At 41.8% G+C, this 26,315-nt stretch carries 27 protein-coding genes and 2 pseudogenes; 18 read left to right on the top strand and 11 right to left on the bottom strand.

Going from position 1 to position 26,315, the window contains the following annotated elements; translation table 11 throughout:
• Positions 1-132 precede the first annotated feature (132 nt).
• Entirely contained in the window at positions 133-1,380 is a 1,248-nt protein-coding gene (locus JFY49_RS13660; protein WP_200223218.1) for a YihY family inner membrane protein, read from the bottom strand.
• Between the two features lie 114 nt (positions 1,381-1,494).
• On the opposite strand from JFY49_RS13660, the gene wrbA reads away from it, so the two are divergent.
• Positions 1,495-2,091: an NAD(P)H:quinone oxidoreductase gene (gene wrbA / locus JFY49_RS13655; RefSeq protein WP_200223217.1), complete on the top strand. Its 597-nt coding sequence runs from the start codon at positions 1,495-1,497 to the stop codon at positions 2,089-2,091.
• A 109-nt stretch (positions 2,092-2,200) separates the two neighbouring features.
• Here the strand turns inward: wrbA and JFY49_RS13650 are convergent, their stop codons facing one another.
• Entirely contained in the window at positions 2,201-2,560 is a 360-nt protein-coding gene (locus JFY49_RS13650) for a hypothetical protein (protein ID WP_086195743.1), read from the bottom strand.
• Between the two features lie 1,067 nt (positions 2,561-3,627).
• Between JFY49_RS13650 and JFY49_RS13645 the strand changes: the two genes are divergently transcribed.
• The 3 genes from JFY49_RS13645 (at position 3,628) to JFY49_RS13635 (ending at position 5,875) form a co-directional block, all read left to right on the top strand.
• Entirely contained in the window at positions 3,628-4,008 is a 381-nt protein-coding gene (locus tag JFY49_RS13645) for a hypothetical protein (RefSeq protein WP_086195913.1), read from the top strand.
• Positions 4,002-5,147, top strand: a complete 1,146-nt coding sequence (locus tag JFY49_RS13640; protein ID WP_200223216.1) for a CsgG/HfaB family protein — start codon at positions 4,002-4,004, stop codon at positions 5,145-5,147. The genes JFY49_RS13645 and JFY49_RS13640 overlap by 7 nt, the downstream gene beginning before the upstream one ends.
• Before the next feature lie 116 nt (positions 5,148-5,263).
• Positions 5,264-5,875 carry a hypothetical protein gene (locus tag JFY49_RS13635; protein ID WP_200223215.1) on the top strand — a complete coding sequence of 204 codons (612 nt, stop codon included), beginning with the start codon at positions 5,264-5,266 and terminating at the stop codon, positions 5,873-5,875.
• Between the two features lie 397 nt (positions 5,876-6,272).
• Here the strand turns inward: JFY49_RS13635 and JFY49_RS13630 are convergent, their stop codons facing one another.
• The 3 genes from JFY49_RS13630 to JFY49_RS13620 form a co-directional block, all read right to left on the bottom strand.
• Positions 6,273-6,848 carry a xanthine phosphoribosyltransferase gene (locus JFY49_RS13630; protein WP_086195739.1) on the bottom strand — a complete coding sequence of 192 codons (576 nt, stop codon included), beginning with the start codon at positions 6,846-6,848 and terminating at the stop codon, positions 6,273-6,275.
• Between the two features lie 91 nt (positions 6,849-6,939).
• Positions 6,940-7,653: a DUF3108 domain-containing protein gene (locus JFY49_RS13625; RefSeq protein WP_200223214.1), complete on the bottom strand. Its 714-nt coding sequence runs from the start codon at positions 7,651-7,653 to the stop codon at positions 6,940-6,942.
• Between the two features lie 164 nt (positions 7,654-7,817).
• Complete coding sequence (locus JFY49_RS13620) at positions 7,818-8,498, bottom strand: hypothetical protein (RefSeq protein ID WP_166168753.1); 681 nt, start codon at positions 8,496-8,498, stop codon at positions 7,818-7,820.
• A gap of 239 nt (positions 8,499-8,737) precedes the next feature.
• Here JFY49_RS13620 and JFY49_RS13615 point away from each other — a divergent pair, with 239 nt between their 5' ends.
• Positions 8,738-9,616, top strand: coding sequence for an energy transducer TonB (locus JFY49_RS13615; RefSeq protein WP_200223213.1), 879 nt, complete (start codon positions 8,738-8,740; stop codon positions 9,614-9,616).
• A 57-nt stretch (positions 9,617-9,673) separates the two neighbouring features.
• On the opposite strand, the gene JFY49_RS13610 is transcribed toward JFY49_RS13615, so the two are convergent.
• The 4 genes from JFY49_RS13610 to miaB all read right to left on the bottom strand — a co-directional run bounded on the left by JFY49_RS13610 (position 9,674) and on the right by miaB (position 13,261).
• Complete coding sequence (locus tag JFY49_RS13610; RefSeq protein WP_200223211.1) at positions 9,674-10,072, bottom strand: hypothetical protein; 399 nt, start codon at positions 10,070-10,072, stop codon at positions 9,674-9,676.
• Positions 10,073-10,188: 116 nt separating this feature from the next.
• Positions 10,189-10,671, bottom strand: coding sequence for an rRNA maturation RNase YbeY (ybeY, locus tag JFY49_RS13605; protein ID WP_200223210.1), 483 nt, complete (start codon positions 10,669-10,671; stop codon positions 10,189-10,191).
• Positions 10,672-10,690: 19 nt separating this feature from the next.
• The gene (locus JFY49_RS13600) at positions 10,691-11,767 is read right to left on the bottom strand and encodes a PhoH family protein (protein ID WP_200223209.1); all 1,077 of its coding nucleotides are present in this window, start codon (positions 11,765-11,767) and stop codon (positions 10,691-10,693) included.
• 39 nt (positions 11,768-11,806) lie between these two features.
• Positions 11,807-13,261 (bottom strand): tRNA (N6-isopentenyl adenosine(37)-C2)-methylthiotransferase MiaB, encoded by a 1,455-nt coding sequence (miaB, locus tag JFY49_RS13595; RefSeq protein WP_166168761.1) that lies wholly within the window; start codon positions 13,259-13,261, stop codon positions 11,807-11,809.
• A gap of 354 nt (positions 13,262-13,615) precedes the next feature.
• Here miaB and JFY49_RS13590 point away from each other — a divergent pair, with 354 nt between their 5' ends.
• The 10 genes and pseudogenes from JFY49_RS13590 to JFY49_RS13545 all read left to right on the top strand — a co-directional run bounded on the left by JFY49_RS13590 (position 13,616) and on the right by JFY49_RS13545 (position 21,735).
• A complete protein-coding gene (locus tag JFY49_RS13590) occupies positions 13,616-15,589 on the top strand; it encodes a lytic transglycosylase domain-containing protein (protein ID WP_200223208.1) in 1,974 nt (657 codons plus the stop codon).
• Positions 15,590-15,621: 32 nt separating this feature from the next.
• A complete protein-coding gene (locus tag JFY49_RS13585; RefSeq protein ID WP_200224878.1) occupies positions 15,622-16,287 on the top strand; it encodes a ribonuclease I in 666 nt (221 codons plus the stop codon).
• A gap of 67 nt (positions 16,288-16,354) precedes the next feature.
• Positions 16,355-16,744 (top strand): annotated as a pseudogene (locus JFY49_RS13580) (IS982 family transposase); the annotation flags it as partial.
• Positions 16,745-16,832: 88 nt separating this feature from the next.
• Positions 16,833-17,216, top strand: coding sequence for an IS66-like element accessory protein TnpA (tnpA, locus tag JFY49_RS13575; RefSeq protein ID WP_200223207.1), 384 nt, complete (start codon positions 16,833-16,835; stop codon positions 17,214-17,216).
• Positions 17,213-17,548, top strand: coding sequence for an IS66 family insertion sequence element accessory protein TnpB (gene tnpB, locus JFY49_RS13570; protein ID WP_162689812.1), 336 nt, complete (start codon positions 17,213-17,215; stop codon positions 17,546-17,548). The genes tnpA and tnpB overlap by 4 nt, the downstream gene beginning before the upstream one ends.
• Before the next feature lie 74 nt (positions 17,549-17,622).
• Complete coding sequence (gene tnpC / locus JFY49_RS13565; RefSeq protein WP_200222996.1) at positions 17,623-19,227, top strand: IS66 family transposase; 1,605 nt, start codon at positions 17,623-17,625, stop codon at positions 19,225-19,227.
• Positions 19,228-19,255: 28 nt separating this feature from the next.
• A pseudogene (locus JFY49_RS13560) lies at positions 19,256-19,756 on the top strand (IS982 family transposase); the annotation flags it as partial.
• A gap of 200 nt (positions 19,757-19,956) precedes the next feature.
• Positions 19,957-20,943: a malate dehydrogenase gene (locus JFY49_RS13555; protein ID WP_200223206.1), complete on the top strand. Its 987-nt coding sequence runs from the start codon at positions 19,957-19,959 to the stop codon at positions 20,941-20,943.
• Positions 20,944-21,108: 165 nt separating this feature from the next.
• Positions 21,109-21,369 carry a DUF2789 family protein gene (locus JFY49_RS13550; protein ID WP_180175028.1) on the top strand — a complete coding sequence of 87 codons (261 nt, stop codon included), beginning with the start codon at positions 21,109-21,111 and terminating at the stop codon, positions 21,367-21,369.
• Between the two features lie 105 nt (positions 21,370-21,474).
• Positions 21,475-21,735: a DUF2789 family protein gene (locus tag JFY49_RS13545; RefSeq protein ID WP_180082180.1), complete on the top strand. Its 261-nt coding sequence runs from the start codon at positions 21,475-21,477 to the stop codon at positions 21,733-21,735.
• Positions 21,736-21,846: 111 nt separating this feature from the next.
• Here the strand turns inward: JFY49_RS13545 and JFY49_RS13540 are convergent, their stop codons facing one another.
• Both JFY49_RS13540 and JFY49_RS13535 read right to left on the bottom strand, forming a co-directional pair.
• Positions 21,847-22,374: a hypothetical protein gene (locus JFY49_RS13540; protein WP_180042049.1), complete on the bottom strand. Its 528-nt coding sequence runs from the start codon at positions 22,372-22,374 to the stop codon at positions 21,847-21,849.
• A 74-nt stretch (positions 22,375-22,448) separates the two neighbouring features.
• On the bottom strand, positions 22,449-23,051 hold the full coding sequence (locus JFY49_RS13535) for a 2OG-Fe(II) oxygenase (RefSeq protein WP_180042047.1): 603 nt from the start codon (positions 23,049-23,051) through the stop codon (positions 22,449-22,451).
• 116 nt (positions 23,052-23,167) lie between these two features.
• Between JFY49_RS13535 and JFY49_RS13530 the strand changes: the two genes are divergently transcribed.
• The 3 genes from JFY49_RS13530 to JFY49_RS13520 are packed head-to-tail and all read left to right on the top strand — an operon-like array spanning position 23,168 to position 26,011.
• Positions 23,168-24,025 (top strand): 23S rRNA (adenine(2030)-N(6))-methyltransferase RlmJ, encoded by an 858-nt coding sequence (locus JFY49_RS13530; protein ID WP_166168771.1) that lies wholly within the window; start codon positions 23,168-23,170, stop codon positions 24,023-24,025.
• 45 nt (positions 24,026-24,070) lie between these two features.
• Positions 24,071-24,898: a CDP-diacylglycerol--serine O-phosphatidyltransferase gene (gene pssA / locus JFY49_RS13525; RefSeq protein ID WP_200223205.1), complete on the top strand. Its 828-nt coding sequence runs from the start codon at positions 24,071-24,073 to the stop codon at positions 24,896-24,898.
• 39 nt (positions 24,899-24,937) lie between these two features.
• Positions 24,938-26,011: a DUF6670 family protein gene (locus tag JFY49_RS13520; RefSeq protein ID WP_180082177.1), complete on the top strand. Its 1,074-nt coding sequence runs from the start codon at positions 24,938-24,940 to the stop codon at positions 26,009-26,011.
• Positions 26,012-26,315: the final 304 nt, after the last annotated feature.

Raw genomic sequence — 26,315 nt, 5'->3', positions numbered from 1 at the left:
TTCTGAATTTTTACATGATGGTCAGTTTGCATGGTTGGATCAGACATTTTTGTCTGCTAATACCTCTGTGTAGTCATTGAAAAAGCCTTCGAAAAAGAAGGCTTTTTACAACCTGATCAAAGTCAGTCAAAACTATTTCTTTTCAAAAATAGCGGACAGCGGAATGGAAAGTTTTGCCGCCAGATAATCATCAGATTCAACCAGAGCGGGACCAAGTCTTTGTATCCATTCATCATCCGGACGAATATTGGCGACATCTTTGCTACGTGGAAGTGGATAAGGCAACTGTTTATAAAAACTCCAAAAATCGACCTGAGCCAGATTGCGCGCGAGAATGTATTCATCATTATCGGTGCGTTTTACCAGATTTTGTTTTTCCAGCATCACTACATACGTCGGCCAGCGTCCGATTTCATCACGGCCTAAGACTTCCAGTGCTTCTTCATCAGAAACGCTTTCGCCACTTTGCTGTTTTTTATAAAACAGCTCCATCAAATCCAGCAGCATAATCACGGGATGGCGTTTGGGTTCTTTGCCTGAATTAAACGCAGTGAGGGCATAACTGATTTCGACCCCCAGCAAAACAATGTTCCAGGACAGGAAAATCCATAACAGGAAAATCGGAATGGCAGCAAAAGCGCCATAGACAATTTCATAACTGGTGAAATTTGACATGATGATGCCAAACAAATTTTTCAGCAATTCAAAGACGACGGTACTAAATGTACCGGCAATCAAGGCAGCTTTAATCGGAACACTGCGATTGGGAATGGTCCAGTTTAAAATAAAGAAGCCTAAAATGGTCAGGACAAAGGAAATGCCCCACAAGATAAATTCGCCGTCGACCTCATAACCGGCGAAATTATTACTCAGTACATTTAATGAGGCTACAGTGGATGAAATCGCAAAAGCACTGCCTAGCAGAATAGGGCCGAGTGAAATAATGGTCCAGTAACGCATAAAGCCGATAATCCCGCCTCGCGTTTCTTTTACTCGCCAAATACGGTTAAATACGGTCTCGATACTGGAAAGCATCATGACTGTAGTCACGAACAGAAATAAAATACCAATCACTGTCAGGTTGCTGGATTTATCGGTAAAGGCAGTAAAGGCCTTATCAAAGGCGATTGTGGTTCGAGGTAAAAAATGACTGTAAATCAGTTGTTGTAATTGCTGCCTTGCAGGTTCCAGTGCTTTAATCGAAGAAATAATTACCAGAAAAACCGTCAGCATGGGGACCACTGCAAACAGCGTGGTATAGGTCAGAGATGCAGCTTGATCTCTACAGCGATCGGCTTCAAAACGTCTTACGACAAATAAAACAAACTGAAACCAGGTTTCATTATAAAAAGGAAGTTTTTTTAAATACTTTTCTAGCATCGTGATGAAGTCTCAATTTTTTTAGTCATCTTTATGAATTTTCAATACCAAGCTTAACCAAAAAATGGGAAAAATACCGTATAGTTTTCTCTTTTAGCTTCGTTTATAAAAAATATGCAGTCTTATGTCTTGGTTTTATATTACAGCAAATATGGCTCAACCAAAGAAATGGCACATTTAATTGCCAATGGTGTTGAATCTGCAGGTATGACGGTAAAAATTCGTACGGTACCCAACCTATCCACTGTGGTGAAACAGGCTGAGCCAAGTATTCCAGAGGAAGGGGATATTTATTGTACCCTGGATGATTTGGCCAATTGTTCAGGTCTGGCTTTGGGTTCACCTACACGCTTTGGCAATATGGCCTCCGAGATGAAGTATTTCTGGGATCAGACCACCAGTCTTTGGCTGAATGGGGCTTTACATCAAAAACCGGCCTGTGTCTTTACTTCATCGGGTTCGATGCATGGCGGACAGGAAAGTACATTACTGACTATGCTTCCACCTCTGTTTCATCATGGTATGATGATTATGGGCCTGCCGAATGCCAACCCGGCATTATCCAATACCAAGTCGGGTGGCACGCCCTATGGTGCCAGTCATGTCAGCGGTCCGCGCCATGATCTGGGTTTAAGCCAGGACGAAAAAGTCTTGTGTGAAGAGCAGGGGAAACGCCTGGGCGAAGTGGTTAAAAAATTGCAGGCAAACTGATTTTTATTAAGAACTTGAGTTTCACTCACTCTATTTGTAAGGTATGTATCTATAAAAAAACCCTTCTAAAAAAGAAGGGTCTTTTTATTGCAATTTAAAGTTTAAGTGCTTATTCAGGTTGTTTAAATCTATGATTGCATTGCAAACATTTATAATCCAGAAACACATTCTTATCGATAATGACACCGGCTTTTTTACCGAAAATATTCCCTAAAACCCCGCCTGTCACTCCTACGGCAATGGCTCCTACAAATGTTCCTACTGTGCCACCGAAAATCACGCCTAATGGTCCGGCTACTGCACCAATCGCTGCGCCTGTCGATGCACCTGTTGCAGCACCACCGACTGTTCCTGCCGTTGCCCCGGCGGAGGTCATTAAAATTCCACCAATGGTCTTTAAGTTCTTTTCGTGATCGCGTTTTTCAACTTCGGTCGATCCACATTTAGGACATTGCATAAGTTTTTCCATCAACAATTTATATTGACCGATCTTGAACTATAGGAAATAGAGAAGGTTTCAAGGTCAGCAGGTATTTATGACATGTTGCTACAGTATGTCGTTTCTGCAACTGGATGTCAGGAGCATTTCATACCAACTTGATTTTAGTTGAAATAAAGTCGAAACAGTTTATCTGAGTTGTAAATCCATTCTTCATCGAGTGTTGGTTATGGCTGCTTTTTTAATAATCATCAATCATACAGCCATGAAAATGACTGTATCTTGCATATACTGCAACTTAAAACAGGCTAGGCTGAGGCTGTACGGCTCCTCTTTTTAAGTCCAATTCCATGTGTCTTTGGTTTAATTCTGCGATTTTGCGACGGAGAATAATGTCTATTAGGTGGTCTATGGCCAAAAGTTGTCTTTATCTCGGGGGCATTTATCAATGCAGTAAAAGGAAGAACAATTATGAAGAAGACTGTTAAAAATAATCTTCTTATCTGTCGCCTTCCTGACCGGTGTCGGTATGGCAAATGCTCAAAACACTGAAGTGGTCGTAGATATAGGGCTGCAAATAGCCTTATCGCTAAAGTTAGAGTGTTTTTTTTGAACGGATACTCATACTTTTAAAAAATTAACTTTACTGCTGAAATTACTTTATAAATACGCTTAACTGTGATTGGTTAATTGTATTTTCATAAATAATAGATGTTCATCACATTTGAATGAGCATTCTAATAAAGTCAAATTTTACAACTCCCTAAAGCTGAACTGTTTTGACAAGGTGAATATTCGCTTATGAAATCAGGATGATTTCTTATATAAAAAAAATATTAATTTTATTAAATTTTTTATGTAAATTTTAATTTTAAAGATTTATTACATAATGATTTCTTACAATTAAAAAATAAACAACAATTAACAAATCAATAATTATAACAACAAGATAGTTTGTTATCTTAAACCTAAGATATGTAAAACCTGATAAATTTTGCCTTTTGTTTTATTTATGTGATTTAATATTTTTAATATAAATTAAACCTTAATAAATAGAAAATAAATAAACATCCTGGAACGAAGGACGGGTAATGATTATGAAAATATCAGTGATCAATGTGAGTTTATTTTGTTGCTGTATTTTGGGCAATGCTTATGCCACATCGGATGAATGGAGCCAGCGCTGGAAATCGTCAAGTACTCGTTCCAGTGAAAATCTGGTGCAGGCCAATCTGATCGAGCTCAAGGATTCCGATTATTATTCTGGCTTGGGAAAGACCACTATAAATAGCACCTCGACCAGCTCTATCGGTACGGTGAATTCAGCTACGAGCAATGTGAATATCAATGGTTCAAATAACGGCGTGGACATTTCGAATGATACTTCGAATGAAGGCACCTTAAATTCCACGACCACTCAAAACAATCAGCAATGCCCCAACTTAAGCACCCAACCGGGGGGGGACTCACTATGCTGAATTTTCCGTTAAATAGAAGAAAAATATCTTCTGTGACTGTGTTGATCCTTTTAAGCCAGCTGATGAGCGGGTGCACGGGTATGGCGGTCTCAAACAAGAAACCGGTCAGTCTGGTACAGGGTCCCCCAATTACCGATATTTTCACCCCCTTTGATATGGCTTTATCCTGCCTGAAAGGGCAACTGCGCAGTGATGTCAGCTTTTCCGTTGGAGCGATTCTGGACCAGACCGGCAAAGATGTAGTGACCAATGGCGGTAGTGGCAAAATGGTGACCCAAGGCGCGGGAGATATGGTGCAGTCCGCCCTGTTTCAGGCTGGGGTCAGTTTATTGAACCGGCGTGATCCGAGGATTATCGAAAGCGAAGCCAAGTGGGGCATTCGCGACCCACGGCAAATCCAGGCATCCGATTATTATGTCACTGGCAGCATCAACAGTCTGGATTTTATTCCAGGGGGCGGTGTGGATATGCAGATTGGTGGAGTCGGGCCGAATTATAGTCAAACCCGCATTATGGTCGGGCTGGATTTATCCCTGACTGATACCCGTAGCAGTAAAGTAGTGGCTAATGTTTCGCTGCAAAAACAGATTGCTGCGCAGGATTATGGTCTGAGTGCAGGCAGGTTTGCCGGACATACTTTATTGAATATTCAGCTTGGCAAAGGGGAACGAGAAGCAACTAATTTTGCTTTACGCCAAATGCTGAATCTAGGCACTTTTGAATTGCTCAGTCAGGTGATTCCGCCTGCAACCTTTGAAAGTTGCCGCGCGCAAATACCACCTGAATTTGGCCAATTGAGTTTAACCCGAAGTTCGGTTGCGCTGTATAAGTATAAGCAGAGTCAGCAGCAAAGTACCGCAAACTTACCGAGTACTGTTCTGGAATCATCCTCATATAAAACAAGTTCACCGAATGAGAAAAATAAATCGACCAACTCACCCAACAAGGATACACAGCCACCCAAGAAAAAAGAGTCTGAGTTGATTGAAAATCCTGAAGGTGAGTCTGAACCGAGCAAACAGGATTTGATTAAATATATCAGTATGAAAAAGCCTTCATCTTTTTTTAAAAAAATGAATGAAGAAAAAGACAATGAAAAGACTTCGATGCTGTGGGATGTTAATCCGGAAGTGGTCTAAAACTACTGGTCAAGCACGCAGCGTGATTAAAAATATATAAAAATGGGCTCGCTCCCATTATAAAAAAGAAGTGCTTAGCGAGAAGTACTTCAAAATTAGAAAAAAGGAAAATAACCATGAATAAGACTATCAAAACAATCGCCTTATCTGTTGCCTTCTTGTCCGGTGCAGGCATGGCTAATGCTCAAGAGGTCACTGTAGATACTGGGTTAAATGGTGCCTTAAATCTTTTATCTCAACATACCCAGCCAAATGGTACTGCGCTTAACCTTGCCATTAATACCGCTACTGTTGATGCAACGGTCAATGTAGATGGGCGGTATAACTCACTGAATAATGTGGGAGACAAAATTGCAGTAGAAACTTCAGCAATTGGTGCGGTAAACACCGGTAGTATCAATTTGCAGCAAGGCAATTTGAGCGCAGTGAATACGGGAACATTAGAGACAACTCTTGATGCTGAAAGAAGTGCGGCGCGTAATTTGGAAGAATGGCGTACTGAACGGTCATCAGAGTTTGAAAGTTCCATTAGTACATCGTTAAATACGGATACTTATGACCAATTCTCTGAAACTCTGAGTAATTACACTGCAGCGAATTTAGCTTTCAATTCAGCAGCTATTGATGCATCTGTAAATGTAGATGGAAAAGTGAATCATATTGATGGTATCAAAACTTCAGCTATTGGTGCTGTGAACACCGGTAGCATTACTGTGACCGTAAAGTAAATCCACCGTTCAATATGATCCAGGGTCTAACTATTTGCGGATAGTTAGACTTTTTTATTTTAGAGCAAAAAATGTTCAGTGAATATTGCTTTGTAGTTAAATTAATCTTTAACAAGTCCTATTTGGTGTGAAAGTTCGGTTGTTATGAGATGTAAAACCACGCTATTGACTAGAGTTGATTCGAATTATTGGACAAAAAAAGTGCAACGAATTTATTTTTTTCTTGTATTTCATTTTGCAGCAGGGGCCAGCAAGCTGAATTCACCTGGAGCAGGTGAGTAAGCACCGATTTTGTTAACATTATTCTGGATAGTTGTTTCACATAAAATATGCATTCTAAAAACAAACACCTATAAAAAAGAACGCCTGAGCGTTCTTTTTAAATTCAGTTGAAATTCTAGTCACGGACAAATTCAACAGTACCATTTTCTAAAGATTTAACACGTGCCAAAGATTCAACACGGTAACCTTTATCAAGTAACAATTGGCGCCCTGGCTGGAAAGATTTTTCAATTACAATGCCAATACCCACAACTTCTGCATTTGCTTGATGAATTAAATCGGCAAGACCTAAAGCAGCCTGACCATTTGCCAGGAAGTCATCAATCACTAAAGCTTTATCGCTAGAGTTGATGTGCTTGTTGGAAATGGCAATGGTACTTTCAATTTGTTTAGTGAACGAGAACACTTTGGAACGGTATAAATCATCTTTTAAGGTTAAAGACTGATATTTACGTGCAAAGATCACAGGCACACCAAGTTCTAAACCGGCCATGACTGCTGGAGCAATACCAGAAGCTTCAATGGTGATAATTTTCGTGATCCCTGCATCTTTAAACCGTGCAGCAAATTCTTTGCCAATTTGCTGCATTAATACAGGGTCGATTTGATGATTTAAGAAAGCATCAACTTTCAGAACTTGATCAGATAGAACGATACCTTCACTTAAGATTTTCTGTTCTAGTGCGTGCACGGGAGAATTCCTCTAAGGGCAGATGCTTTTTCAAGCAAAAGCGTATTTTAAAAAGGCTCTCAAAAAATGCAAGCGAAATTGCTCAAATCGATTAACTCGTTGGGCCTTTATAACCTGTTAACAATAAACCATAGGAAGTTTTGCCATCTTGATGGGTTACTTTCACGGGTGTGTAGTCCAGTTTAGGTGCTAACCAAAAAATGGTATCGCGATTTGGCTTGCTGTGCTTGAGCACTACTTTAATGGTGTCGAAAGTGCCATAAGACGTTTTTACCTTTTCCATACCCTGTTTGACAAAACGACGTGATTCCACTTCTTTGGCATCGACAATCGCATAACTTGATCTCAGCCCGGATGATTTTAAGTCTTCACGCAGTTGTAATTCAGCATTCAGTTCATCCAGCGTACCAGCTTTCCAGGCAAATGAACGTGCTGTGTCATCCTTCTTGGTATTAATGGTTTTAGCTGTGGGATTAAACTTGATACTCATTGTATTATTGTGAATGAGTACTTTACTGCTACGGCTGAAAGTATGGGAAATAATTTGGCCATTATTAAAGCCAAAATAACTGGTTTCTGTTGCAGAAGCCAAGCCAGCAGCTTTTGCAGCAAAAACATAAGTCCAGTTATTTCCCGACTTGCTTAATGTACGGGTAGCAGAACCCAGATTTTTGCCATTATAGCTAAATTGATAACTTGCCTGGAATGGACTCATGGCGAAGGTTTGGCTTGAGAAACCAGCAAACAACAGAGTAGTGCTTAATCCAGATGTCAACGCAATTGTTTTCAATACAAGGTGAGCCATCAGTAAATTGTTCCTCTGAATTTGGAATAAAATGTAAAACTTGTCTTTAAGCGGTATTATGCGCTTTGATTATGAAGATAAAATCTGAAATTTTGTTCGATCTGTATCTTTATGTAGTTTTTCCCTAAAAAATATAGATTTTTAATCAGTAATCATCATCTAATTTATTTTTGCTTAACCGGACTGACTTTGCTGTCCTGGTATTCTTCCGCAATCTCCCAGACCTCCATCGGCTCTTCGGACATTTTTCTGAATAATGCAGTCAGGTTGACATTGCCTATGACCACCAGTTCAGCTTCACGCAAAACCGCATGGTTGACATGCACTTTTGCTAAGGTATCAATGATAGAACGCTTTTTGCCTAACCATCGGTTTAAATCCAGATGCAATAAGTCATCTTTTACTTTAATGACATTCAACTTTTCAAGAATCATGCCCAGAGGGTCTTGATTGAGTACTTTTTGATAGAAAAATAAAGCAAATTTTACAGCAAGCTTTTGGAAGATATTTTTGAATTTGGCTTCAATGACTTGGGTGTCACTAATCTGTTCAAACACAATCAGTTGGGTATCTTTATTCAGTTCCATCTGTACCAGTTTCAAATCGACTGAAAGGGTAATGTATAAACCCTTCACATCAAGCGTTGCATATAAGCGTAGCCAGTCTTCATGCAAGTCGGCATGCAGATCTTTCAGCATGGCAACATTGTCAGTAACAAAACGCTGAAAAGTTGCATTTAAAAAAACTTGAGAAAGGGGAAATTCACGCTCATCTTCAATAAACCCTTCAGCCTTTTCATACACCTGGCGTATACGTTTAGAGATATTGGATAGTAGCGTTTGCATATAAGGCATCCCAGCGAGTTAATCTTCTTAAACTTCGATAGATTCTGTCGAAAGTATTAAAAATACAGATATTCCACCTTGCAGTTTAACAAAATTAATTGCACCATTTTCATGATTTTAATTGTCTACAGCGTGCTTATTGACTGAGTTCTCATTTCTTCATTCAAAACTAGACGCTGTGTTTATTTTATACTGCTTTTATGCAGTTTGGGGACCAGACATTTTGTCGGTTTAATGTGATGCTTAAGAAAATCAGTTTCGCACCTTTAATGCATGCATGGTGGAAAGATCCAATTTTCACAAGCGCAGTGATTGTAGCTGTTGCTTTGCATTTGATTATTTTGACTTTGCAGTTTGCCATGCCGCAAGAAAGTGATGCCGCAGTCAAAGAGATCGCCGTTACATTACGTCCGAGTGATGACAAGGTGGAACATGCGGATTTTTTGGCACAGGCAGATCAACAAGGTTCTGGAACTTTTCGTGAAGCACACCGTATGTCGAGCGATATGCCGGCAGCGATGACTGAGCAAACGACCGGTGAGCAGCAACAGGAAACTCTGGAGCGTTTACAACAGAAACGCGAACTCAGCTTTGAAGAAAAAGTGCTGATGACCACCTTAAGCTGGAAGAAAGAAGCAGAACAGAACCAGCGCAAAAAAGCCATGCAGGAGCTGAATAGCCAGTTTCAGGCCAAGGCCGCGATGGTGGCAAGTCTGGAAGCACAATATTTGCAACGTCAGCAAAACTTTAGCCGTCAGCAAAAAATTAAAACCGTAGATGGTATACAGGCCAAGCAGGATATTTCAGCCGCCTATTTGGAAAAATTCCGTGAAAAAGTTGAATTTTACGGTAACCGCTATTATCCCGATGCAGCCAAAGTGCAACGCCTCGCAGGAGAGGTTCGTTTAATGGTCATCTTAAATAAAAGTGGCGGAATTCGTGCCATTCGCCTGATTGAAAGTTCAGGTCATGGTTTACTGGATGAAGCGGCCAAAACTTCAGTACGTAAAGCTGCTCCATTCGGTGGTTTTGATAAAGGGATGAAAGATATTTCAGAACTTCGCATTGTGCGTACCTGGCGGTTTGACCCGGCTGAAGCTGAATTTGAGGTGCATTGATTGAATGGCATTGATCTGCTTTTTAAAGTTTGACAAGTATTTATTTTGATTATGCTTTTAAGGTGAGGCTAATACATAGTGCCCCTTTTGACGCCCATCCGGCCATGTCACATTTAAGTCTTTTTCTGAAAGGTCTAGGCGAGTCGGAAAGATTTGTAAATATTGGCGGTATTGGGGAGCCGCTTTCAAGCCAATACATGTCCCATTTTTCCACCAGGTTCCTTCTGTATATTGGTCTAAGGCACCGACTGCCAGATACCATTTAAACTTGCCGCCTGGTTGCAGTAAAAGCTCAGAGCCGACTTCCATCACGCCTTCCAGATAATAATGGCCTACCCAGGCATTATCTGCTGGCTGGAACTTTACTTCCTTACATACAGATTCAACATTGGCATACAGTTGGGATGCAGGAAATAACGCTGAAATCAGGCAAAGTCGGAAAAGAATTCTGTTCATCATTTTTTCCGGCATTTAGTAGGGGAGTTACTTTAAGATTTTATGCTTATTTGGCATAAATTAAACCCGACTAATCGAAATTAATCGGGTTTAATAAATGGGAAGGCTGCTAGAACCTACTGCTGTTCAGTATAGGGATTTTTAAATCCTAACTTCGCCAGAATCTCAATTTCCAATGCTTCCATTTCTTCTGCCTCTTCATTCGAGGTTTCATGGTCATAGCCCATCAAGTGTAAGGTGCCGTGCACCAGCATATGAGTAAAATGCTCAATTGGGGTTTTATTCTGATCAATGGCCTCTTGTAAAACCACAGGAATACAAATCACCAGGTCACCAATCGGTAGGGCATCCAGCATTGCCAGCACTTCTTCTGGCACATCGCTCGGGAAAGACAGCACATTGGTCGGCTTGTCTTTTTGACGATACTCCAGATTCAGCTTATGGCTTTCGTCATTGTCTACACAGGCAATCCCGATTTCGCAGTCCTGATCGACATTGATAAAACGAAGTGTAGTTTCAATGACTTTTTTAATATAAGCGCGTTTTAATACCAGTTCAGGTGACTGGTAGTCTTGTTGCAATGATAGGTTAAGTTTCAAAATGAATCCTTAAAGTATCTTAGTCCTGAGCATCGGCAGCAGCATCATTTTCAGCAATCAATGCTTCCTGACGCGCTTTACGTTCTGCCCGTGCTTCAGCACTAAGACGGTGTTGTTTACTGTCCCATCCTTCATAGGCTTCGACAATTTTCTGTACCAACCGGTGACGAACCACGTCACGGGAATGGAAACGGGTGATATGAATTTCGGTTACAGGTTCCAGTACACGTAAAGCATGGGCTAAACCAGATTGCTGACCGCGAGGTAAATCGACCTGAGTGATGTCGCCGGTAATGACCGCACGTGAACCAAAGCCTAAACGAGTCAGGAACATTTTCATCTGTTCTGGCGTCGTGTTTTGCGCTTCATCCAAAATCACGAAAGAATGGTTGAGGGTACGGCCACGCATATAGGCGAGGGGCGCAACTTCAATCACCTGACGTTCAATCAGTTTGGCGACTTTTTCAAAGCCCAGCATTTCATACAGGGCATCGTAAAGCGGGCGCAAATAAGGATCGATTTTCTGGCTTAAATCCCCCGGTAAGAAACCGAGTTTTTCCCCGGCTTCAACCGCAGGACGAACCAGCAGGATGCGCTGGATTTCATTACGTTCCAGCATATCTACCGCAGCAGCCACGGCAAGATAGGTTTTACCGGTACCAGCAGGGCCTATACCAAAGGAAATGTCGCTTTGCAAAATACGCTGTACATAACGCTTTTGATTTGCGCCGCGTGGATTAATCCGGCCTTTGCGGGTTTGCAACCAGACGGCATCGAGACCGGTATGTTCATTGTCAGAAAGATCTTCCTGCAATTCACGATCCGTCTGACTGCCCTGAATCATCAGATGCAAAGTATCCGCGCTGACTTGCTGGCTGGTTTCAGTTTCTTCATGTAGACGCATCAAGAGGCTTTCGGCTCTCTCTACTGCATCAATCTCACCATCGATGTAAAAAGCATCACCTCGATGGGAAATTTTGACCTCTAAACGCTGTTCGATTTGTTTCAAATGACCGTTATAAGCACCCAGCATGCCTTTTAAACGTTCCATTGAAATACCAGGAAAAGTTACTGTACGTCGGATCGCTGCAGTCAAGAGAATTCCTTATAAAATGATCTTACTGATCACCTTACATTACGCCACGTCAGGCTCAAGATTCAAGAGCTCACCGTAAACAAAATTTAAAGTTTTAATTTCGGTAATTTCAATCTCTGCAAAACGCCCAACCCAGGCCGGATCACCAATGAAAGAGACCAGACGGGTATTGTCCGCTGTACCAATCAACAGGTTCGGATCTTTGTCAGAAACCTTTTCAATCAGCACACGCTGGATGGTGCCGAGCATGGCATCAGTTTTATCAATGCTTGAGCGTTTAATCCATTGCTGAACTTTGGCCAGCCGTTCTTTTTTGACATCTTCAGGGGTATTGTCTTCAAGTTCTGAAGCGGGTGTACCTGGACGTTTTGAATAAATGAAGCTGTAAGAATGGTCAAAGTCCAAATCCTGGATGAATTGATAAGTTTCTTCAAAGTTCTCATCGGTTTCACCCGGGAAACCAATAATAAAGTCTGAAGATAAATGCATATCCGGACGGACGGTACGTAGCTTTTTAATTTTTTCGATATAGACATCGATGGTGTGGTTACGTTTCATCGCTTTCAGCACATCGTTGGAACCGCTTTGTACCGGCAAGTGCAGGTGCGAAACCATTTGTGGCAAGTCACGGTAGCACTGAATCAGGTCATCATTGAATTCAAGCGGATGTGAAGTGGTATAACGTAAACGGCCAATGCCCGGAATTTCGGCAACGAGACGCAGCAAGTCGGCAAAGGTGCAGATATTGCCTTCAAAAGTTTCGCCGCGATAACCATTCACGTTCTGACCTAATAGGCTGATTTCACGAACCCCTTTTTCCGCCAGACCGGCAATTTCCGCCAGTACGTCATCTAAAGGACGCGATACCTCTTCACCGCGGGTATAAGGGACTACGCAGAAAGAACAGTATTTGGAACAGCCTTCCATAATCGAAACAAAGGCTTTATAGCCTTCAACACGCGGTTCAGGTAAAAAGTCGAATTTTTCGATATCCGGGAAAGAAATATCCACCAGCTTGATTTTTTCTTTCTTCGGTTTTTCAATTTGTTCAGAATGCTGATCCAGCATTTGCGGTAAACGGTGTAAGGTTTGTGGACCAAAAACCATATCGACATATGGCGCACGTTTCTGAATATTGTCACCTTCCTGAGAAGCTACACAACCGCCGACCCCAATCACTAAGTCAGGATTTTTTTCTTTCAGCTTGCGCCAGCGACCCAGTTCGGAAAACACTTTTTCCTGGGCCTTTTCACGAATGGAACAGGTATTCATCAGCAGAATATCGGCATCATTTGGGTCAGTGGTCAATACATAACCGTGCGAGTCGCCTAAAAGATCTGCCATACGATGACTGTCATACTCATTCATCTGACACCCTTGCGTTTCGATATACAGTTTTTTCACTGAACCGTCGGCTGGGGTGTGCTGTGGCTGGGTAACAGTGTTTTCTGAAGCAGCTTGGGCACTATTTGGAATGAAGGTTTGAACCGTCATGTAGGCTCCTAAAGGATAAATCGGTGAAATCGCAATTCAAGACTGACTGTATCAAGCTCACTCAGCGAGCGATATTTCTTTTTCCTTTCAATGCCTAATAGTATTGAAGGGGAAGAAAGAGGCTGACTGCCATCTTGAAAAAATGCAATTTGAATACAAGAAAGGCGCATATTTTAGCAGGAATCGAAGCCAAACTTATAGCTCTAAATAAAGCTGCAAAAATATTGATTTGTGAAGTAAAAATGATTGAAAATTAATATTGTCTAATCATAAGGTTACATAACAGAACAGTAGAGTAGTGTAATAATAATTAAACTATTCAAAAATGATTAGGTGCGACCAAGGCAATATTAAATGACAGAAGGCGGGCATATGTTTAATCGGGTAATCAATAAAAATTATTATAAAGTGCTTGCTTTGGCTTTGGCATCTACCGGTTTTATTTCGATTTCTTATGCGGCTGATGAACAGTTTAATGATGCTTTGCGTGCTGCCAATTCTGCAAATTTAGATTTATTACAACAATATCAGGCATCGATGCAGAACGATGTGCTGGGTTATTATCCGGAATACTGGTTATTGAATAGTAATTTGGCTAATCAGCCTGCCAGCCAAATTATCAATTTTGCTCAGCGTTATCCGCAATCAGCGATGGCGGAAAAACTGGCTGCTGATTATGTCGAAGAAAAAGTCAAGCAGGCAGATTTTGCGACTGCGCAGCCTATTTTGCAGTATGTGACTAATCCGGATCAGGCGGAAAGCTGTGCGGTTGCCCAAGTTCGTGCCAAATCGGGTGATCCCCTGGTTTTTGCTGAATATAAAGATGTCTGGCTTGCCACCAACTCACAACCTGAATCCTGTACCGGTTTGGGACGTATGATGCTGTCGAGTCCCCTAATGACCGAGCAGGACAGGCAGCAACGTTTATGGGGACAGCTTCGTGCAGGGCAGTCGGGCTTGGCCTTGGCTACTGCACAAACGCTGGGGCTGAGCCTATCACTTGCACAGCTCAATCAAATTCAGGCCAATCCTTTAAATTATTTATGGTCTGTGCCTAAAGCCACCAGTGCAGATCAGGCTTATTTGATTTATGCCCTGGGACGTCTGGCCGATAGCGACTTAAATACTGCAATGGCTTCCGTTAAAAATGCAGCAGAGGGGACACCGCTACAAGTACAAAAAGCGCTCTATCGTACTGTGGGCTATATTGGCGGAACCACGGTGATGAAAAACAATTTTAACCGTGAAGTACTGAATTATCTGGATGCCAGTTACGGTTTGCCCTTTAGTGCAGAAGAAGCGGAAATTTATGCTCGTCAAGCCATTCGTTTTAGTGCATGGGAAAGCCTGATTCGGGCCATTGATGCGATGGGCGTAACCCAAAAGCAGGAAGATCGTTGGCAGTACTGGTTGGCACGGGCTTCAGAGCAACGTGGCGATGCTCACTCTAAACGTGTGGCACAAGAAATTTTCAAAAAATTGGCACAGGGGGATGATTACCATAATCTGCTGGCCAGAGATAAGTTAGGGCAAAGTTACAATAATATTCCCAATAATGTTCAACCTTCAAATAGTGATGTGCAGCGTTTAAGCCAAAATATTCATTTCAACCGTGCTTTTGCTTTACGCCGTGTCAACGCACCGGATAGTTATGTGAATCGTGAATGGAACTGGGCAGTGCGTCAGGCCTATTTAAAACATGATGATGGCTTACTACTGGCAGCTGCAAAACGTGCGACGGATATAGGCTGGTATGACCGTGCCATTTACGCGGCTGACCGTACTGAATCCAGACACAATTATTCCTATCGTTATGCCATGCCACATCAAAGTTATGTGGTCAGCCATAGTCGAAATGCCGGAATCGATCCTGCATGGGCCTATGGTCTGATGCGTCAGGAAAGCCGTTTTGTTTCACAGGCACGTTCACATGTGGGTGCAGGAGGGTTGATGCAAATTATGCCGGATACGGCGAAACTGGTGGCCCGGCAAATGGGCGAAACTTATAATCCGGCAGCTTTAACCGACATGAATACCAATATTCGTTATGGCACTTTTTATTTGTCGATGATTCAGAGCCAGCTCAGCAATAATCCTGTGCTGGCAACGGCTGGCTATAATGCTGGTCCAAACCGTGCACGTCGTTGGCAACCGGATGCCCAGCAGATAGCCGCTGATCAATATACTGAAACCATTCCCTTAACCGAAACACGTGATTATGTAAAACATGTCATGACTAACGCCACCCATTATGGAGTATTGCTTGGACAAGGAGCGCAGTCGATTGAAAAACGGATGAATATAATTCCATTAAGAAATAATCCTTAATTTTTAGTTTTATTGATAGGTCTGACTTGTTGATGATATTTTCTGGGCGAACTTCAGTTTTACTAAGATGGGTGCTGTTCGCGGTGAGCAGTGCTGGACTAGGGCTGTTTGCACCTCAAACTTTTGCAGCCCCTTTGCAGGGTTATGTCATGGTGGTACAAATGACCCCTGCGGTATGCATGTTTGATGCCCAAAAATCAAAACAGCGAAAATGTCTGGAAGGCTATTCGCTGAATATTTCCGGTTTGTATCCGGAAACTTCGGAAACCGAGTGCAGGACCACATCCTCTGCGGCTTTATCTCCCTTGCAGGCGAAAGTCGTGGCACGAGTCATGCCCGATGAAAATGCCCGCATGCAACTTTGGCGGGGCATTGGCGGATGTGTACAGATGAACTCAAGTCAATATTTCCGTACCATCATTAATTATGCTGAACGTCTCAAAATTCCGAAGGAATTAACCAGTCCTGAAACGCGAGCCATGCATCAGACCAATCTTCGGCTGCAGTTTCTGCGTTTGAATCCAAGTTTACCTGCCAATGCCATTAGATTTAGCTGTTCGACTTTCCAGGGAAATGCCATTCTGACCGAAGTGAAACTTTGCTACAAAAATAATGGACAGTACAAGCGCTGTTCCGCAGAAGTAGAAAATACCTGTCCAAATTTATTTACCATAAAAACGCGAATCTCAACTTTTTAAGTCTTTGAAATAAAAAGGACATAATCCAATTTAATTTTCGACTAAGAAAAGCAAAGCAAAGCAAGTTATGTCCATTTACGAATTTATCATTTCTGTATTTTTAATCATAGAGCAATTTTACTCAGCGATTGTCATTCAACCTTTAAGAAGTAGAGGATTTCCACCCGCTTTAAGTGATATTGAAATTCTTACTATACAAATTGTGGGAGAGTTTCTTGGCTTAGATTCTGATAAAAATATCTGGTTCTACTTTAAAAACAATTGGTTTGAATGGTTTCCAAAATTAGGTTCCTATCCTAATTTTTGCAAACATTGCGCAAAATTATGGCATGTAAGTCAACAGATTATGTCACAACTAAAATCTTTTTTCGGTTTAGATAATATTCATTTTATCGATGGCTTTCCTATACCTGTTTGTCGTTATGCTAGAGCAAAAAAACATAAAAACTTCAAAGAATCGTAAGCGTCCGCTGAACACACCTTCTGAATTCATCCTATAAGCCTTAATTTAGTCCCCACTTAGAAACAAGTGGGGACTTAAATTTATGACTACAAATAATCAGACATCCATCGCACCTCTTGCGAAAAAACGAAGAACATACAGTGCTGAATTTAAACAGCAGATCGTTCAGGCTTGTAAAGCACCGGACGTTTCAATTGCTTCAGTCGCTTTGCAACATGGATTGAATACAAATCTTGTATCCAAATGGATTCGCTTAATTGATGCTAAGCCAGGGAGTGATCGCTCACCACTACCGAATAAACCTGCATTTATTGCCTTATCTTGCTCTGCACCATTAGATCCTACTCCTACTGACATGTTAAAAGTTCAAATTACTTTACCCCACTCAAAAGCAGAAATTGGCTTGAAATGGCAAGTATCAGAAATACCTGCCTTGGCAGAATTACTCAAGGTGCTGGCAACATGATCCGTATCGATGAAATCTGGTTGTCTACTCAGCCCATGGATATGCGTGCAGGAATGGATACGGCCATGGCGCAGATTATGAAAGCCTTTGGCTCAATCAAACCGCATTGCGCCTACCTGTTCTGTAATAAACGTGGCCATCGTATGAAAGTGCTGGTACATGATGGACTGGGCATCTGGCTGTGTGCCAGGCGGCTGGAACAGGGAAAATTCCACTGGGCTAAAGTTCACCAGGGTGAAAACGTAGCTCTCAACCCGGAACAGTTACAGGCATTAATCCAGGGTTTGCCTTGGCAGCGCATTGGACGACAGCAGGTGGTCACGATGCTCTAAACCAAGCTCGGCTATTCTGCCATCCTCCAAACGTTCTATTTCATTCTCTTCATGACCTCAGGCATACTGCGGTCATGAATACGCTGCCTGATTTAAGCCAACTGACCCATGAACAACTGCTGGAATTTACCCGGCAGTTGGCGATGCAGCATCAGTCTCTGGCACAATCAAATCAAGAATTAGAAAAATCAAACCAGCAATTGGATGCCAAAGTTCAGCATCTTTCTATTCTCAATCAAAAATACGAGCATGAACTGGCGCTGTTTAAAAAGCATAAATTCGGCAGTAAAAACGAACATCTCACCGCAAAACAAATCCATCTATGGGATGAGGCGGTCGAAGAAGATATCGCAGCCGTTGATCTGGAATTAGAACGATTAAATGCAGATAAAACCCATGCAGCGACACAGAAAGCCACAGTCAACAAACCTAAACGTCGACTGCTGCCAGATCATCTACACACCATCCGTATTGAGCATGAACCTGCATCAACCCAATGCAGTTGTGGCTGCCAGTTACGTCGTATCGGCGAAGATATCAGTGAAAAACTGCATTTCAGACCGGCACAGTTCTACAAGGAACAGCATGTCCGTGGCAAATGGGTCTGTGATCAGTGTGACACCCTGACTCAGCAAGCGATGCCTGCCTATGTGATTGATAAAGGCATTGCTTCACCTGAACTGCTCAGCCATGTGCTGGTATCGAAGTATGCCGATCATTTACCGCTGTACCGTCAGCGCCTGATCTATCAGCGGGCTGGCATTGATCTGTCCAGATCCACTTTATCTGACTGGATTGGTCGCTGCGGTGTGGAACTGGAACCTCTGGCTAATGCCTTAAAACAGGTGGTGTTGCAACAGCGGGTGATCCATGCCGATGAAACGCCGGTCACCATCATGCGGATGGGTGATGATGAGAAAAAACCGAAGAAAGGTTATGTCTGGGCCTATGCCACCACACAGTACAATCCAGTTCAAGCGGTGATCTATGACTTTCAGGATAGTCGTTCAGGTCAGCATGCTGAAGAGTTCCTGAAAGGCTGGCAGGGTCATCTGGTCTGTGATGATTACAGTGGTTATAAAGCACGCTTTAAATCAGGCCAGGTCATTGAGGTGGGCTGCATGGCCCATGCACGTCGTAAATTCCATGAACTGCATGTGACCGGGAAAAGTCAGGTCGCTGAACAGGCATTAGTGCTGATTCAGAAACTGTATGCCATAGAAGCAGAACTCAGGAAAAAGACGGATGGTACAGCGGAAGACCGCCGCGAATACCGACAACAGCATAGCCAACCGGTGATGCAACAACTATATGAATGGCTCAACCAACATCATCTGACGGTGCCATCGAGTTCTCCCACCGCCAAGGCCATCAATTACACTCTGAAGCGTTGGCCAGCTTTAAGCCGCTATTTGGATGATGGCAATCTACCGATTTGCAATAACTGGATTGAAAATCAGATGCGCCCCTGGGCGTTGGGACGTAAGAACTGGCTGTTTGCAGGTTCGCTGCGCAGCGGCCAACGAGCTGCCAATATCATGACTTTAATCCAGTCAGCAAAGCTGAATGGACTGGATCCGTATGCCTATTTAAGTGATGTGCTGAAAAGGCTGCCGACGCATAAAGTGACCCAAATAGAAGAATTACTGCCACACCGCTGGAAATCCGACCAAAATTAAAAAATAGGCATGGGATTCAGCGGACGCTTACAAAGAATCTGCAGGTTTTAGTTATTGTGCGGCTAAACAAGAAAAATATTATGGTTTCAAAGGACATATCGTTATTAACTTTTCAGGAATGATTACAGGCTATACTTTTGCTCCAGCTCATTGTGATGAACGTGATGTTGCACCAGAAATTACTCAAGATATTCAGGGATTACTTGGTGGTGATAAAGGATACTTAAGACCTGAATTAAAACACTATTTTATGTACCAAGATATTGATTTACAAACACCTTATAGAAAGAACATGACTGATAGCAGGTCTAAGGAAGCTATGGCGAGGCTCATGAATGCTCGTAGAAAAATTGAGACTGTTATAGGTCAATTAACTGAACGATTTCACATTCAAAAAGTAAGAGCTAAAGATTTATGGCATTTAACGCATAGAATTACGCGTAAGATTCTTTCACATACCATTGCAGTAATTTTAAATACACGATTAGGAAATCCACCTTTACAGCTGGAAAGCCTTATTCAAAGTTGAGATTGGGGTCATAAAAGGTTCTTACTAAGCTTTTTTATATATTTTATTTATATTTCCTATCATACTTTTGTTGAAATCCATTCTCTTTTAAATGCATCTGTCAAAGTATTGGAGTACAATCTTTGCCGTTTATGATTATTAAGATTAAATAGAACAGCTATTTAATTATTATGACGATCCTCTCAATTGGAGATAATTACATGAAGCAACCTGTTCGCGTTGCCGTTACTGGCGCTGCTGGTCAAATTGGTTACAGCCTATTATTCCGTATCGCTAGCGGTGAGATGTTGGGTAAAGACCAACCAGTTATTCTTCAATTATTAGAAGTTCCTTTTGAGAAAGCTCAAGCTGCGCTTAAAGGCGTAATGATGGAACTTGACGACTGTGCTTTCCCATTATTGGCTGGCATGATCGGTACTGATGATCCTAAAGTTGCATTCAAAGATGTTGACTACGCTCTTCTAGTTGGTTCACGTCCACGTGGTCCAGGTATGGAACGTGCTGACCTTCTTAAAGTGAACGGTGAAATCTTCATCGGTCAAGGTCAAGCATTAAACGAAGTTGCTAGCCGTGACGTTAAAGTACTTGTTGTAGGTAACCCTGCGAACACCAATGCTTACATCGCAATGAAATCTGCTCCAGATCTTCCAGCGAAAAACTTCACAGCAATGTTGCGTCTTGACCACAACCGTGCGTTGACTCAACTTGCTCAAAAAGCTGGCGTTGCAGTTTCTGACATCAAAACTATGACTGTTTGGGGTAACCACTCTCCAACAATGTATGCTGACTACCGTTTTGCAACTGTAAACGGCGAAAGCTTAAAAGACAAAATCAACGATGCTGCTTGGAACAAAGATGTGTTCCTTCCAACTGTTGGTAAACGTGGTGCTGCAATCATCGAAGCACGTGGTCTGTCTTCTGCTGCTTCTGCTGCAAACGCTGCAATCGACCATATGCGTGATTGGGCTCTTGGCACAAACGGCGAATGGGTAACTATGGGTATTCCTTCTGACGGTTCTTACGGTATCCCTGAAGGCGTAATGTTCGGTTTCCCTGTAACTTGTGAAAATGGCGAATACAAGATCGTTCAAGGTCTTGAAATCGACGAATTCAGCCGTGAGCGTATCAACTTCACTCTTAACGAGTTAGAAGAAGAACGTGCAGCAATTGCTGACATGGTTAAATAATTTAATCTTTTAGATTAAATTGAAAAGCACTCCACTTGGGGTGCTTTTTTATGCCTGAAATTTAGTGTTGAACAAAAAATAACATGCTGTGATGCAGTGACAACTGAATGTATAAGGGTTTGCGTCTAATTTAAAAGCTAACAATAAAGGTTTAAGGAGAATGAGATGTTTGATCAACAACCCACATTGGAGCTTTTATTTGAGCAGTTGGGACTAGACGCGAGCCAAGAGGCGATAGACCGGTTTATAGAAAGCCATCAATTGACGATGGATATCCCTTTGCATCACGCTCCATTCTGGACACAGGCACAGCATGATTTTCTAATCAGCCATTGGAAAAAGGATGATGAATGGGCTATGGTGGTAGATATCTTAAATGAACAATTGCATACCGAAGACCGGCTTTCAACCCCAACCCATCAGTGAACACAAATTGAAACAACAAACCTAGTTTTATGACTAGGTTTTTTTATGAATATTTTATAAGTTAATTAAATAATAAATGACAGTTTGGTTGATAAGGAGTGTGCCATGCTTATGAATAATAACCCATCCTTTAAAATGTTATTTGAACAACTTGGGCTGGCTTCTAGCCCTGCAGCTATTGAGCTTTTTATACGGACTCATCAATTACCTGCACATCAAAATCTGCATGATGCTCCATTCTGGAATAAATCCCAGCGTGAGTTTTTAATTCGCTATTTAGTGGAAGATGCAGATGAGTGGGTCATGTTGATTGATGAACTGAACCAGCAATTACATATGAATGCCACCAGACTGCAACCTGCCTGATTTTTTGTAGACAGGTGAGCTTTAAAACCTGCTGAGAAGAAGGAACTTTTAAGCAGAACAGATCATAAAAAAACGCCTCATTGCAGGCGTTTTTTATCGTTAAATCTGCAATTAATGAACTTTGCTTTTGACTAAATGCACAAACCAGTCATGCTCACGGAATGGGTGAAAGGCTGGATGCTCTTGTACCAAAATCAAGTCAAAATCGGCAGTTTTACTGTATTTGGTGAGCCAATGTCGTGCTAAGGCAGTTTCACTCTTGGCTGCAGAAGCATAGGCCAGGAAAAAATAAACGTCCCCATACTGGTCGTGAGTGATGGGTTTTAAGATTTGCTGGGTAATCAAGGCAAATCTTTGTTCCTTGGTAATTTCGAAATACAGCATATAGGCTTTGGCCAAATGCATGGATAAGTTCATATATAAACTTAACGGCATTTCTTCAAATTCAATACGGCCCTGTTCAAGTAGAACCACGGCTTCTTGCAGAAAATGAATCTGTTCCTGACGTGAATTACTCAGCAGCACCAATTGCATGCGTAACTCAGCACGTTCTAAGGCAAGTTTTGGCGTATTCCCTTGTAAATACAACTGATCAGTTTCGCCAATACGTTGAATAATCTGTTTGGTGTTTTCCCGCATCGGTTACATCCTCATCTGTCAATGATTGCTATATGAGGATGTTTTTCCAGATTTAAAGCATCCTCCGGTGTGAATTACCAAATGGAATTGCTGCTGCGTAACCATGCCGTAATGGACAGGCGTTGATGCTTAGCTTTGAGTACTTCGTGCAATAAATCACTTTGGAATAGGGCAATGCGGTTCGGTTTTGGCGGGATAATGTGCCACTGATCATTTTTATCCTGTAAACGCAATTCACCACCCCAGTCCGCTTGCCAGTCTTCATGCAGATAATACACAGCAGAAATCACACGGCCATTTTTACCTTGAGGGTTGTCACGGTGCAGGGCATAAAATTCACCGGCGTTATAACAGGCAAAATGGGCTTCAACTTCTCGAATGCCCAGAAAAAAGGCTCGGTTCAGTTCTTCTCCCAGATTTTGCAAGGTTTTGATGTGCTGTTGGGCTTTTTCTAACTCTTCATTAATCCATAAAATATGATCACTACGGATTTTGCTTATCACCCCATTTTGAATAGCTGCTTCTCTAAACTGATTTAAATGAGAAGTACATTCTTCAACCAAGGCATGAATATATTCTTCAGGATAAACATCATCAATAATGCTAAAGCCCTGCTGATCTAGATCTTCAATCATTTGATCAACATTGCATGACTTTGGAAGGTGAATTGCATCCATACAGCTATACTCACAACAGGATAGAAAAATGCTGTTGTATTCTAGAGCAAGATATCCTGCGGAACGAAACATTTTTTCATGCTAAAATAGCGGTTGATATCAGGAATTAAAGAAACATGAATTACCGTCACCATTTCCATGCAGGCAACTTTGCCGATGTCATGAAGCATGTGTTATTGCTGCAACTTTTAACACGTTTAAATGCCAAAGATAAACCTTATCGCTATATCGATACGCATGGTGGGGCAGGTAAATACGATTTATCGACGTCTGCAGCGCAAAAATCAGGCGAGTTTTTAAATGGTATTCACCGTTTAATCAAGCTGGATGATTCAATCACCCGCAATGCGCCTGAAGGCGTAAAGCAATATCTTAAAGTTGTTCAAGATATGCGTGAAGTTTCAGGTAAGGGTGCCTATCCGGGTTCACCCTGGTTTGCTCTGGAAGGCATGCGTGAAATAGATAAAGCCACTATTTTCGAAATGCAGCCTGAAGTCTTCCAGCAACTGCGTTTTAATATTCGTGACCGCCGTGCCGGCCTGCATGAACGTGATGCCTATGAAGGCTTACTTGGGGTGATTCCGCCTAAAGAAAAGCGCGGTCTGGTCATGATTGATCCACCTTATGAATTGGAACGTAAAGATTTTCCACAATTGGTCGAATTGTTGGTTGCTGCGTATAAAAAATGGCCTACCGGCGTTTTTGCGGTGTGGTATCCGATTAAAGATCGCGCCATGATTGAACGTTTTGAAAAGAAAATGATCAAAACTGGTATTCGCCGTCAATTGGTATGTGAAGTTTGTGTATGGCCGGATGATACGCCAGTGGGGCTGAATGGTTGCGGTTTGCTGGTGATTAATCCGCCATGGAAATTTTCTGAAGATGCGGATGAAGCTTTACAATGGTTATTCCCGCATTTACGTATGAGTGAAAATGGTGGACATGCCGCGGTTCGCTGGTTGGTTGGCGAATAAGAGATACGTTGAAAAAGATACGGTTACATTTAGGATCGACAAAGAATGACAAGTATAAACAAACCTGAAAGTGAATCTTCTCCACGTGATGAGCATGGTTTTGATGGCATCACCTTTGAAGTGGAAGAAGAAGAGCATACCCACGAGGGACAAAAGGTGAAACGTCGTGGCATCTATCTGTGGCCGAATCTGATTACAACAGCCGCTTTGCTATCGGGCTTTTATTCCATTATTGCCAGCATGAATGGAGATTTCACTCAAGCCATTTATGCTATTTTTCTGGCGGCATTATTCGATGGATTGGACGGTCGGGTAGCACGTGCGATTGGTGCTCAAAGCCCGTTTGGTGAACAGTTCGACTCCTTGTCTGACTTGCTTGCTTTCGGCGTGGCGCCGGCTATTTTAATGTATAGCTGGAGTCTGCATGATTTGGGGCGCATTGGACTTGCTGCCTGTTTTGTGTATACCGCTTGTGCAGCTTTCCGTCTGGCACGCTTCAACGTGCAAATTGGTGTGGTAGATAAACGCTATTTTATTGGTGTGGCAAGTCCGTTGGCTGCGGTGATCATTATTACCCTGGTCTGGGTCGCACAAGATTTTCCGCAAATTTTTGATATACGTGAATTGGGTATTCAGATCTTTAATGCGATTGCGATCATTGCTGTGGGATTACTGATGATTTCCAATATCAAATACTATTCATTTAAAACATTTGATCGCAAACGTGTACCATTTTTTGTGTTACCGATTGCAGTGTTTATCTTTGCCGCAATTACTTATAATATTCCTGTAGGGATTCTGGTGATTTCCATTATCTATGCATTGTCGGGTTTTGTGACTACTCTCCTGGCAAGAAAAAATACCGCCATATAAAAATGAGAACGCTATACTGAAAATAAAAAGGAGCACGATATGCAGTTGTTTCAAGATTTATTTGATCGCTCCAAACAACTCAATCAGGCTCCATTTCAGTTGCGCTTGGCCTATCATGCGCAAAAAGGTCGCTATAAAATCATTCATCAAGGTTTGATGATTCCTGGTCTACCCGCACCCTTACATTACCTCAATTTCATTAGTCTGATCGGCCAGCCGAATGCAGCAATGCTGCGCAATGAAAGTGCCATTCAAACCACAGCTTTAGATACTGCCACTACCATTGCCAGTATTAGCCCGCATATGGTGGGGCAATTAAATGCTTACTCGGTGGGTAAGGATTGTCGTTTTAGCAAAGAACATTTTCAGTTTTTAGACAGGGAAATCATTAGCGGAAATTTCCCCCATTTCCATATACAGCGTAAAGATAAAGAACTAAGTTTTGATTTATCAATTTGCACCAGCAATATTGTTTCTTATTTTACCCGGTTGCGTATGGGACTGGCAGATCACTGGTCTTTACTGTGTCAATGTGAAGGGCAGGTGACATACAAGGAACAAAAATTTGAGATTCAGCAGATGGGCTGTTTTGAATATGCTCGTTCCATTAATTTCCCCTATTTGCCTTTGGCATTTTTTACCTACCAAGTCATTAATCTGGAAAATCAGCGTCAACTGCTTTTGGCTCAAGTTCGAGATTCTTTCAATGGCATTTTACAGTCACGACTATATTTGCGAGATGGGAAAACAGGCATCTCGCAAATGTTTGATCAGAACGTGCGCTTTAAAGTCCATCGGGTTTATCCCAAAGTAAAAACACCGAATGGGCAAAGCATGTATTTGCCACGTGAGTTTGAATGGGGTTATGAAGATAAAGATGGCACCTGCATTTCCGTACAGGCACAAAGCCGCGGAGATTTTAAATTTGGCTTAGCTGCAGGTTATGTGGGTAGTTTTAAATATCAAGTCAGAATTAATCATCATGAAGAAACAGGTGAAAGTGGCTATTGTGAATATATCGATTGCCGATCACTGAGCTGGCAAGAAAAAAATAAACAGGAAAAAATGCGTGATGAACTAGCCAATCCTGTCCCGTTTGCGTGCAAAAAATAATAAAAACCTTCTATTTTGTGCAATAAGTAAACAGTCGTGATATTTTTGTTGAGTTATTTAAAAAAAGGAGTTGCAAGCACATTAAAATGCTGTAGAATGCACATCCATCGGCGGTGATGAAGATTAAAACTTCTGATAAAACAGCAACTTAGCACGAAGTGTTAAGATTAGGTTTTAGAAAGAAAGTTTAAAATAATTTGAATTGCTGATTGACACTAAGGATATTTAGTGTAATATAGCCGACCTAGCTTGCTGGTGACGAACCAGTAAGAAGATCATTAAGAGATTATGAAGAACAACTTGT

The organism is Acinetobacter sp. CS-2 (assembly GCF_016599715.1).
Classification (GTDB): Bacteria; Pseudomonadota; Gammaproteobacteria; order Pseudomonadales; family Moraxellaceae; genus Acinetobacter.
The sequence above is the reverse complement of the archived record's forward strand: the minus strand, read 5'-3'. Positions and strand labels throughout refer to the sequence as shown.

Excerpts from the sequence above, each read along its gene's own strand:
- JFY49_RS13585 (WP_200224878.1), top strand. The coding sequence starts at position 15,622 with ATGATATTTTCTGGGCGAACTTCAGTTTTACTAAGATGGGTGCTGTTC.
- wrbA (WP_200223217.1), top strand. The coding sequence starts at position 1,495 with ATGCAGTCTTATGTCTTGGTTTTATATTACAGCAAATATGGCTCAACC.
- JFY49_RS13610 (WP_200223211.1), bottom strand. The coding sequence starts at position 10,072 with ATGAACAGAATTCTTTTCCGACTTTGCCTGATTTCAGCGTTATTTCCT.
- JFY49_RS13545 (WP_180082180.1), top strand. The coding sequence starts at position 21,475 with ATGCTTATGAATAATAACCCATCCTTTAAAATGTTATTTGAACAACTT.
- tnpC (WP_200222996.1), top strand. The coding sequence starts at position 17,623 with ATGAATACGCTGCCTGATTTAAGCCAACTGACCCATGAACAACTGCTG.
- JFY49_RS13635 (WP_200223215.1), top strand. The coding sequence starts at position 5,264 with ATGAATAAGACTATCAAAACAATCGCCTTATCTGTTGCCTTCTTGTCC.
- JFY49_RS13540 (WP_180042049.1), bottom strand. The coding sequence starts at position 22,374 with ATGCGGGAAAACACCAAACAGATTATTCAACGTATTGGCGAAACTGAT.
- JFY49_RS13530 (WP_166168771.1), top strand. The coding sequence starts at position 23,168 with ATGAATTACCGTCACCATTTCCATGCAGGCAACTTTGCCGATGTCATG.
- JFY49_RS13555 (WP_200223206.1), top strand. The coding sequence starts at position 19,957 with ATGAAGCAACCTGTTCGCGTTGCCGTTACTGGCGCTGCTGGTCAAATT.
- JFY49_RS13650 (WP_086195743.1), bottom strand. The coding sequence starts at position 2,560 with ATGGAAAAACTTATGCAATGTCCTAAATGTGGATCGACCGAAGTTGAA.
- JFY49_RS13645 (WP_086195913.1), top strand. The coding sequence starts at position 3,628 with ATGAAAATATCAGTGATCAATGTGAGTTTATTTTGTTGCTGTATTTTG.
- JFY49_RS13620 (WP_166168753.1), bottom strand. The coding sequence starts at position 8,498 with ATGCAAACGCTACTATCCAATATCTCTAAACGTATACGCCAGGTGTAT.
- JFY49_RS13590 (WP_200223208.1), top strand. The coding sequence starts at position 13,616 with ATGACAGAAGGCGGGCATATGTTTAATCGGGTAATCAATAAAAATTAT.
- tnpB (WP_162689812.1), top strand. The coding sequence starts at position 17,213 with ATGATCCGTATCGATGAAATCTGGTTGTCTACTCAGCCCATGGATATG.
- tnpA (WP_200223207.1), top strand. The coding sequence starts at position 16,833 with ATGACTACAAATAATCAGACATCCATCGCACCTCTTGCGAAAAAACGA.
- JFY49_RS13520 (WP_180082177.1), top strand. The coding sequence starts at position 24,938 with ATGCAGTTGTTTCAAGATTTATTTGATCGCTCCAAACAACTCAATCAG.
- pssA (WP_200223205.1), top strand. The coding sequence starts at position 24,071 with ATGACAAGTATAAACAAACCTGAAAGTGAATCTTCTCCACGTGATGAG.
- JFY49_RS13550 (WP_180175028.1), top strand. The coding sequence starts at position 21,109 with ATGTTTGATCAACAACCCACATTGGAGCTTTTATTTGAGCAGTTGGGA.
- miaB (WP_166168761.1), bottom strand. The coding sequence starts at position 13,261 with ATGACGGTTCAAACCTTCATTCCAAATAGTGCCCAAGCTGCTTCAGAA.
- JFY49_RS13615 (WP_200223213.1), top strand. The coding sequence starts at position 8,738 with ATGCTTAAGAAAATCAGTTTCGCACCTTTAATGCATGCATGGTGGAAA.
- JFY49_RS13625 (WP_200223214.1), bottom strand. The coding sequence starts at position 7,653 with ATGGCTCACCTTGTATTGAAAACAATTGCGTTGACATCTGGATTAAGC.
- JFY49_RS13660 (WP_200223218.1), bottom strand. The coding sequence starts at position 1,380 with ATGCTAGAAAAGTATTTAAAAAAACTTCCTTTTTATAATGAAACCTGG.
- JFY49_RS13640 (WP_200223216.1), top strand. The coding sequence starts at position 4,002 with ATGCTGAATTTTCCGTTAAATAGAAGAAAAATATCTTCTGTGACTGTG.
- JFY49_RS13535 (WP_180042047.1), bottom strand. The coding sequence starts at position 23,051 with ATGGATGCAATTCACCTTCCAAAGTCATGCAATGTTGATCAAATGATT.